5 protein-coding genes, 1 tRNA gene and 1 pseudogene are annotated in these 8,354 nt (G+C 73.0%); 6 read left to right on the top strand and 1 reads right to left on the bottom strand.

Features of this window, described 5'->3' with window-relative positions; genetic code table 11:
- Positions 1-136: 136 nt before the first annotated feature.
- Positions 137-346 carry a hypothetical protein gene (locus tag E4N63_RS10010; protein WP_374112731.1) on the top strand — a complete coding sequence of 70 codons (210 nt, stop codon included), beginning with the start codon at positions 137-139 and terminating at the stop codon, positions 344-346.
- Positions 347-855: 509 nt separating this feature from the next.
- Here the strand turns inward: E4N63_RS10010 and E4N63_RS10005 are convergent.
- A tRNA-Arg gene (locus E4N63_RS10005) sits at positions 856-927 on the bottom strand.
- A gap of 533 nt (positions 928-1,460) precedes the next feature.
- Between E4N63_RS10005 and E4N63_RS10000 the strand changes: the two genes are divergently transcribed.
- From E4N63_RS10000 to thrC, 5 genes and pseudogenes are all read left to right on the top strand, one after another.
- Positions 1,461-1,967, top strand: a complete 507-nt coding sequence (locus E4N63_RS10000; protein ID WP_230242421.1) for a PleD family two-component system response regulator — start codon at positions 1,461-1,463, stop codon at positions 1,965-1,967.
- A 127-nt stretch (positions 1,968-2,094) separates the two neighbouring features.
- A pseudogene (nrtL, locus tag E4N63_RS09995) lies at positions 2,095-3,256 on the top strand (ArgS-related anticodon-binding protein NrtL).
- Positions 3,257-3,724: 468 nt separating this feature from the next.
- On the top strand, positions 3,725-5,116 hold the full coding sequence (gene lysA, locus E4N63_RS09990) for a diaminopimelate decarboxylase (RefSeq protein ID WP_125625958.1): 1,392 nt from the start codon (positions 3,725-3,727) through the stop codon (positions 5,114-5,116).
- Between the two features lie 477 nt (positions 5,117-5,593).
- Positions 5,594-6,886: a homoserine dehydrogenase gene (locus E4N63_RS09985; protein WP_230240451.1), complete on the top strand. Its 1,293-nt coding sequence runs from the start codon at positions 5,594-5,596 to the stop codon at positions 6,884-6,886.
- Between the two features lie 10 nt (positions 6,887-6,896).
- Positions 6,897-7,988 (top strand): threonine synthase, encoded by a 1,092-nt coding sequence (gene thrC, locus E4N63_RS09980; RefSeq protein ID WP_125625959.1) that lies wholly within the window; start codon positions 6,897-6,899, stop codon positions 7,986-7,988.
- Positions 7,989-8,354: the final 366 nt, after the last annotated feature.

Raw genomic sequence — 8,354 nt, 5'->3', positions numbered from 1 at the left:
TGCTCTGACTCGAAGGCTGAGGCAAAGAGCAGTGCTCGGCGGATGCCCGCGGGCGCGGCAGGCACTGCGCAGCGCGGCGTGGAGCGCGAGGAAGGGAGAGGCCCGGATCGTTCCCATCCCCCCGCCGCTGGTCCGGATGCTCCGTGATCACGTGGCCGTGTTCGGCACGGCTGAGGACGGCAGGATCTTCGCCAGCGAGCGCGGCAACCTCGTGGCGTCCTCTTCGTACTACCGGGTGTGGCGCCAGGCGCGGGACCTCGCCTTCGTGCCCCGGCAGGTCTCCATCGACGGCCAGGAGCAGGAGATGAACGACCGGATCATGTGTGGTCTGGGGGAGGAGGAGTGACGTAGGGCCGGTTCTGCACGTCGACGCCGGGCTGTCCGCGCGTGTGGCTGTCGCCGAAGATGTGTGCGTGACCAATCGCATCAGCACGCTGATCTCAGTCTTCGGAGTCCTCGTCGCCGCGATGCTTCTCAGCGGCGCCATATATGAGTACCCGGGAGGGGCGTCCGTGCTGTGGGTGGCAGGCGGGCCCTCATGTTCCTGACGTCCGTCTACACGCTCGCGCGTGACCTCCGTACCGCCAGGAAGTCGACGGAGAGGTAACACGGCGGAGGCGCCCAATGATCCGAGAGCCCTGGAGAGATCCAGGGCTCTCGGCCTGTCTGGGAGGCCAGTTCATGAGCTGTCGGAACCGGGTTCTGACATGGGCGGAAGCCATCCCAGGCTACTACGCCAGTACAACGTGATCACTGTCATCGGGCTGCTTTCGGCGGCATCCGGCTGCACATACGCGAAGACCCCGCACTCAGCGTCTTGGCTGGTGGCGGGGTCTTTAGGCACTTCCTGGGAAGTGCCCCCGGCAGGATTCGAACCTGCGCACACGGCTCCGGAGGCCGTTGCTCTATCCCCTGAGCTACGGGGGCGTGTCGATCGCGTTCGCGGCGACGGGTAGAACCCTACCAGCTCCAGCGGGGTGCCCATGAACGGCATTTCGCGGGGTGGGGAAGGCGGGGAGGGTTGCCGACCCTCCCGTCCCGCCTCCGCGAGCTCCCGTCCGACCGGGGGCGGGTTGCCGTGTGCGCCCGGGGATGACAGTCGGCGGTCGGCATCGGCTCGGTGGTCCGGGAGTCCGGTCACGCGGTTCGCGGGAGACCTGGCCGGGTCCTGTTTCCGTTGGATCGGGGCGTGCCTTTCGGGGGTGGGGGCCCTGCCGGTGGCGGCTGCCGGCTCGGGGTCGGCTCTCCGGTGGGCGGCGTCACCGTGGGTGTCGGGTAGCTCATTTTTGTCAGGTTTTCGCCGTTTCAGTCCCATATGCCTCCGGACTGCTCAGCTTCCCTCCGGTGAGGGCCAACCCCGTCACGCGTCCTCCCGCGCCCCCGGACCAAGTCCCTCCGGGCTCCCCTAGCGCATCCGTCGCGCTTGCCGCATCCAGTCGGCCGAAGGTCCCTCGCAGGTGGTGGAAGTGGGGAAAAGCCGGACGCGGGCGGAGCTCGCGACCTACTCTCGAGTTGTGCCTGGCTCGTTCGCCCGGGTCCTTGTGGTCGACGACAACAAGGTGATCCGGCAGCTGATCAGGGTCAACCTCGAACTTGAAGGGTTCGAGGTCGTGACCGCGGCCGATGGTGCCGAGTGTCTGGACGTCATTCACGACGTGCGTCCGGATGTCGTCACCCTGGATGTAGTGATGCCCCGCCTCGACGGATTACGTACGGCCACCCGGCTGTACGAGGACCCGCGGACCCGGCATCTGCCCGTTGCGATCATCAGTGCCTGCACTCAGCAGGAGGTCGACGACGGACAGGCCGCCGGGGTCGACGCGTTTCTCGCCAAGCCCTTCGAACCGGCCGATCTCGTCCGGCTCGTCCGGCGGCTGGCGTGCGGAGGGAAGCGGTCCCCCGGGGAGCCGCCAGCCGGTGAGCTCTCCGGCGGGGACAGCGCGACCTCCGCCCGTCCGGCGGGCTGACGGGCGGGCGCGGCGCTGCACGGTGCTGCGAATCACAGCAGCTGCGCCCCGCCCGTTCCCGCCCGCCTCCCCGTCCGGCCTGTGAAACGGTTCGCGGAACCACCCGCACCTCCCCTACGCTGGATGCGTGACCCCCACCCAGCTCTCCCAGACCGTGCTGCGCACCGTGCGCCATGCCGTCGCGGACGGCGAGCTGCGCGTGTCCGTGCCCGAGCGGGTGGTGGTCAAGCCGGCCTCCCGGCCCGGTCACGGCGACTACGCGACCGGGGTCGCCCTCCAGCTCGCCCGCCCTGCCGGGCTCCCGGCCCTCGGTGTGGCCGGCATCCTCCGGTCCCGCCTCGCTGCCGCGCCCGGCATCGAGCTCGTCGAGGTCTCCGGGCCCGGTTTCCTCAACATCACCCTGGCCGACGGCTCCGGCGCCGCCCTCGTGCGTGACGTCCTCCGCTGCGGCACTGCCTACGGGCACAGCGATGCCCTGGCCGGTGAGCCCATCGAACTGGCCTTCCCCGGCGAGACCCGCGCCGCCGTCACCGCCGACGCTCTCCGCCGCCTCCTCCGCTCCCAGGGCGCCCTCGTCACCACCCGCTGCACCGGCCCGGCCGATCCCGACTGGACCGCCCTCGGGGTGATCTCGGACACCGTCAGCACCCGCGGACCCGGTGACCCCCGTCACGCAACCCCGGCGCCCCGCGGCTGCCCCGATCCGCCTTCCCGTGCGTCCCGTGCCCGTCGGTGCCTCCGCTGCCGAGCTGCTCCGCACCCTCGGGGCGGATGCCACCCGCTGGGGCCTTCTCCGGCCCGCCGCCCACGACTGCCCCCGTCTCACCGGGGATGAGCACGACCCCCTGCTCATGCAGCGTGAGTCGAACCCCCTCTTCCGGGTCCGTTACGCCCACGCGCGCGCGCGAGCCCTCGTACGGAACGCCGCCGATCTGGGGATCGAACCCGCCCCCGGTGACCTGGGCATTCCGGGGGACTCCGGTGAGCCCCGCGTCCCCGGCGCTCCGGCCGGCCCGTCCCCCGCGCGCGACCTGCTCGCCGCCCTCCGCGAGTACCCTGCCGTCCTGGACGCCGCCGCGCGCCACCGCGCCCCCGACCGCATAGCGCGCCACCTCGAACAGCTCGCGGACGCCTTCTTCCGCTTCCACGACGCCTGCCCCGTCCTCCCGCGCGGCGACGAGAAACCCGGGGCCGCCCACCGGGCCCGTACCGCCCTCGCCGAGGCGGCCGGGACGGTGCTCGCAGGCGGCCTGCTCCTGCTCGGCATCGACGCGCCCACGCACCTCTGACGGACGCCGGGACACCCCCGGACCGCCCGGCGGACGCGGACGGCGGGCGGGATGCGGCGGGCGAACGCGGACCCGGCGGATGGGGGCGCGGACGTGGTCCCGGGCCACCCGGGGCCGGCACCACGGACGCGTACGGCCGTCCCCCGGGCGGCCGGTGCCCGGCCGGCCTCCCGTGGCCCGGCCGGCGCGGGCAACCGTCCGCGCCTCCGCCGCCGCCCGACACGGCGACGACCGGGACGGCCGACGCTGACGACGGCCGCCCCGGCCCCGGGCCTCAGTCCGGGCCCGGCACCGGCACCCGACCCCAGACCTGAACAACACAGACCGACCCACGCATCGACACCCGGACCACCAAACCCGGACCACCACACCCGGACCGCCACACCCAGACCACCCGCACCACCCGCACCCGGACCACCCAGACGCACCACCACCCCAGCGCCACCTCCGAGGAGAGCCCAGAGCGCCATGAGCCGTTCCGCACACCCTGCCGGGCCCCGGCACGCCGATGTCCTGCCCGAGGGTCACTACACCGCCCCGCCCGCCGACCTCAACGCCCTCGACCCGCGCGTCTGGTCGCGCACGGTCACCCGCGACGCCGACGGTGTCGCCACTCTCGGCGGCATCCCCGTCACCCGTCTCGCCGAGGAGTTCGGCACTCCCGCCTACTTCCTCGACGAGGACGACTTCCGCGCCCGCTGCCGCGCCTGGCACGACGCCTTCGGCGGCGAGGCCGACGTCTTCTACGCCGGCAAGGCGTTCCTCTCCCGCGCCGTCGTCGGGTGGCTGCACGAGGAGGGCCTCAACCTCGATGTCTGCTCCAGCGGCGAGCTGACCACCGCCCTCGCAGCCGGCATGCCCGCCGAGCGCATCGCGATGCACGGCAACAACAAGACCTCCGACGAGATCGAGCGCGCCGTCACCGCGGGCGTCGGCCGCATCGTCCTCGACTCCTTCCAGGAGATCGTCCGGGTCGCGCACATCGCCGAGCGCCTCGGCCGCCGCCAGCGGGTGCAGATCCGCGTCACCGTCGGTGTCGAGGCCCACACGCACGAGTTCATCGCCACCGCGCACGAGGACCAGAAGTTCGGCATCGCCCTCGCCGACGGCCAGGCCGCCGAGGCCGTGCGCCGCGTCCTCAAGCTCGACAGCCTCGAACTGGCCGGGATCCACTCCCACATCGGTTCGCAGATCTTCGACATGGCGGGCTTCGAGGTCTCCGCCCGCCGCGTCGTCCAGCTCCTCGCCGAGGTGCGGGACGAGCACGGCGTCGAGCTGCCCGAGATCGACCTCGGCGGCGGCCTCGGCATCGCCTACACCTCCGAGGACGACCCCCGCGAACCGCACGAGATCGCCAGGTCGCTGAGCGACATCGTGACCCGCGAGTGCGCCGCCGCCGGCCTGGCCGTCCCCCGGATCTCCGTGGAGCCCGGCCGCGCCATCGTCGGCCCGACGACCTTCACCCTCTACGAGGTCGGCACCCTCAAGGAACTCCCCGGCCTGCGCACCTACGTCAGCGTGGACGGCGGCATGTCCGACAACATCCGCACCGCCCTCTACGACGCCGAGTACTCCGTCGCCCTGGCCTCCCGGGTCTCCACCGCCGGGCCCATGCTCTCCCGGGTCGTCGGCAAGCACTGCGAGTCCGGCGACATCGTCGTGAAGGACGCCTTCCTCCCCGCCGACCTGGCGCCCGGCGACCTGCTCGCCGTGCCCGCCACCGGCGCCTACTGCCGCTCCATGGCGAGCAACTACAACCACGCGCTGCGCCCGCCCGTGGTCGCGGTCAAGGACGGCAAGGCCCGCGTCATCATGCGGCGCGAGACGGAGGAGGACCTGCTCCGGCTGGACGTGGGCTGACGGCACGCGGGGCGGCGGGCTTCGGGCACAACCCGGGCCCAGGCGCGGGGTGACGGGGCGCGGGCGCCCCGGACACCGGGTGACATCCGCCACCCCGCGCCACCGCGCCCTTCCGCCGGCCCGCCCCGTGCGGTAGTCCTGCGTCGTACCGGCTCCACCCGCGCGAAGCCGGTACGGGAGCACGGACGGGCGCGCGTCCACCACGGCGGCACCTCGGTACGGCCGCGCCGCCCGAGAACGCCGCCCGCGCCGCACGCCTGCGGCAGCGCAGGCCATGGACCCCGCGGCCCCGGGGGCCCACCCCCGGCTTCCGGCAGTCTCGGAATCCGGACAAACCCCGGAGCGACCCACCCGGTGAGTGAGACTGGTGGGGAGCCAAGACAATCGGGACCCGGTGACGGTCCCGGGAGCGCCCCGGACAGACTTCCGGGAAGCCCCCGGCACGGTTCCGGGAGATGCGCGGAGAGACGAGGTCGGATGATGCGTACGCGTCCGCTGAAGGTGGCGCTGCTGGGCTGTGGAGTGGTCGGCTCCGAGGTGGCACGCATCATGACGACGCACGCGGACGATCTCACGGCGCGCATCGGGGCCCCCGTCGAGCTGGCCGGCATCGCCGTGCGCCGCCCGGACCGGGTCCGCGAGGGCGTGCCCGCCGAGCTGGTCACCACCGACGCCACCGCCCTCGTCAAACGCGGCGACATCGACGTCGTGGTCGAAGTCATCGGCGGCATCGAGCCCGCCCGCACGCTGATCACCACGGCCTTCGAGCAGGGCGCGAGCGTCGTCTCCGCCAACAAGGCGCTGCTCGCCGAGGACGGCGCCGCCCTGCACGCCGTCGCCCAGCGGCACGGCGCCGACCTCTACTACGAGGCAGCCGTCGCCGGCGCCATCCCCCTGGTCCGCCCGCTCCGCGAGTCCCTCGTCGGCGACAAGGTCAACCGCGTGCTGGGCATCGTCAACGGCACCACCAACTTCATCCTCGACCGGATGGAGACCGGCGGCACCGGCTACTCCGAGGCGCTCGACGAGGCGACGGCCCTCGGATACGCCGAGGCCGATCCCACCGCCGACGTCGAGGGCTTCGACGCCGCCGCGAAGGCCGCGATCCTCGCCGGCATCGCCTTCCACACCCGGGTCCGCCTGGACGACGTGCACCGCGAGGGCATCACGGAGGTCACCGCCGCCGACATCGCCTCCGCCCGCCGCATGGGCCGCACGGTCAAGCTGCTGGCGATCTGCGAACGCGCCGAGGACGGCCGTTCGGTCACCGCCCGCGTCCACCCGGCGATGATCCCGCTGAGCCATCCGCTCGCCTCCGTCCGCGAGGCGTACAACGCGGTCTTCGTCGAGGCGGAGGCCGCCGGCCAGCTGATGTTCTACGGGCCCGGGGCCGGCGGCGCGCCCACCGCCTCCGCGGTCCTCGGCGACCTCGTCGCGGTCTGCCGCAACAAGCTCAACGGTGCGACCGGCCCCGGTGAATCCGCGTACTCGCGGCTCTCGGTGAGCCCGATGGGCGAGGTGGTCACGCGCTACCACATCAGCCTCGATGTCGCCGACAAGCCGGGCGTCCTGGCCGCGGTCGCCGCGGAGTTCAACGAGCACGGGGTGTCCATCGAGACCGTCCACCAGCAGGTCAAGGACGGTGAGGCGTCCCTCGTGGTGGTCACCCACCGGGCGAGCGACGCGGCTCTCTCGGCGACGGTCGGCGCCCTGCGGGCGCTGGACACCGTGCGCGGTGTCGCCGGGATCATGCGGGTCGAAGGGGAGTAAGGAAGAAACCATGGCCGCACACAGCACAGGTCCCCGCCGGGGCGCCACCCACCAGTGGCGGGGGGTGATCGAGGAGTACCGCGACCGGCTGCCCGTGACCGCGGACACCCAGGTCGTCACCCTCCGCGAGGGCGGCACGCCGCTCGTCCCCGCGCAGGTGCTCTCCGAGCGCACGGGCTGCGAGGTCCACCTCAAGGTCGAGGGCGCCAACCCCACCGGTTCCTTCAAGGACCGCGGGATGACGATGGCCATCACCCGGGCCAAGGAGGAGGGCGCGCAGGCCGTCATCTGCGCCTCCACCGGCAACACCTCCGCCTCGGCCGCCGCGTACGCGGTGCGGGCCGGGATGGTCTGCGCGGTGCTGGTGCCGCAGGGCAAGATCGCGCTGGGCAAGATGGGCCAGGCCCTGGTGCACGGCGCGAAGATCCTCCAGGTGGACGGGAACTTCGACGACTGCCTGACGCTGGCCCGCGGCCTCTCCGACAAGTACCCGGTGTCGCTGGTCAATTCGGTCAACCCGGTCCGGATCGAGGGCCAGAAGACCGCGGCCTTCGAGATCGCCGACATGCTGGGCGACGCCCCCGACATCCACGTCCTCCCGGTCGGCAACGCGGGCAACATCACCGCCTACTGGCGCGGTTACAGCGAGTACGCCGCCGACGGCATGGCGGACCGGCGCCCGAGGATGTGGGGGTTCCAGGCCTCCGGTTCCGCGCCGATCGTGCGCGGCGAGCCGGTCAAGGACCCGCACACCATCGCGACGGCCATCCGCATCGGCAACCCGGCCTCCTGGGAGTTCGCCGAGCGGGCCCGGGACGAGTCGGGCGGCCTCATCGACGAGGTGACGGACCGTCAGATCCTGGCCGCCTACCGGCTGCTGGCCTCCCAGGAGGGCGTGTTCGTCGAACCCGCCTCGGCCGCGAGCGTCGCCGGCCTGCTGAAGGCCGCCGAGCAGGGCAAGGTCGACCCCGGCCAGCGCATCGTCTGCACCGTCACCGGCAACGGCCTCAAGGACCCGGACTGGGCCGTGGCCGGCGCCCCGCAGCCGGTGACCGTCCCCGTGGACGCCGACGTGGCCGCCGAGCGGCTCGGCCTGGCCTGACCCGCCGGAGCCGCCCCCCGGCGCGGACGTGCGCGAACCGCCCGCGCCGGGGGCCGGCAGTATCCGCGCCGGAACCGCGCCGGAACCGCGCCACCGGAACCGCGCCACCGGACCCGCGCCACCGGTCCGGAACCGGCGCCTACGGGCCGGGGTGCGGCCCCTGCGCCCCCCGGGCCGTGCCCAAGCCCCCGCAGACGGTGACAGGAGCCCCGGACCGGGCGGAAACGCCTGGTCCGGCCCGCTCCGCCCGCAACCGCCGCAGACCGTATCCGGAAGCACGGAACGGGGACGACACGCATCGTGCGCCTCCTGTGCGCCCTATGTCGCGACAGAACCTTCCTTCGATAGGCTGGAGGACGAACCCCG

It is taken from the genome of Streptomyces sp. MNU89 (assembly GCF_020982505.1).
Taxonomy (GTDB): domain Bacteria; phylum Actinomycetota; class Actinomycetes; order Streptomycetales; family Streptomycetaceae; genus Streptomyces; species Streptomyces xinghaiensis.
The sequence above is the reverse complement of the archived record's forward strand: the minus strand, read 5'-3'. Positions and strand labels throughout refer to the sequence as shown.

Coding starts and splice junctions, on each gene's coding strand:
- E4N63_RS10010 (WP_374112731.1), top strand. CDS start 137: ATGCTCCGTGATCACGTGGCCGTGTTCGGCACGGCTGAGGACGGCAGG.
- lysA (WP_125625958.1), top strand. CDS start 3,725: ATGAGCCGTTCCGCACACCCTGCCGGGCCCCGGCACGCCGATGTCCTG.
- E4N63_RS09985 (WP_230240451.1), top strand. CDS start 5,594: ATGATGCGTACGCGTCCGCTGAAGGTGGCGCTGCTGGGCTGTGGAGTG.
- thrC (WP_125625959.1), top strand. CDS start 6,897: ATGGCCGCACACAGCACAGGTCCCCGCCGGGGCGCCACCCACCAGTGG.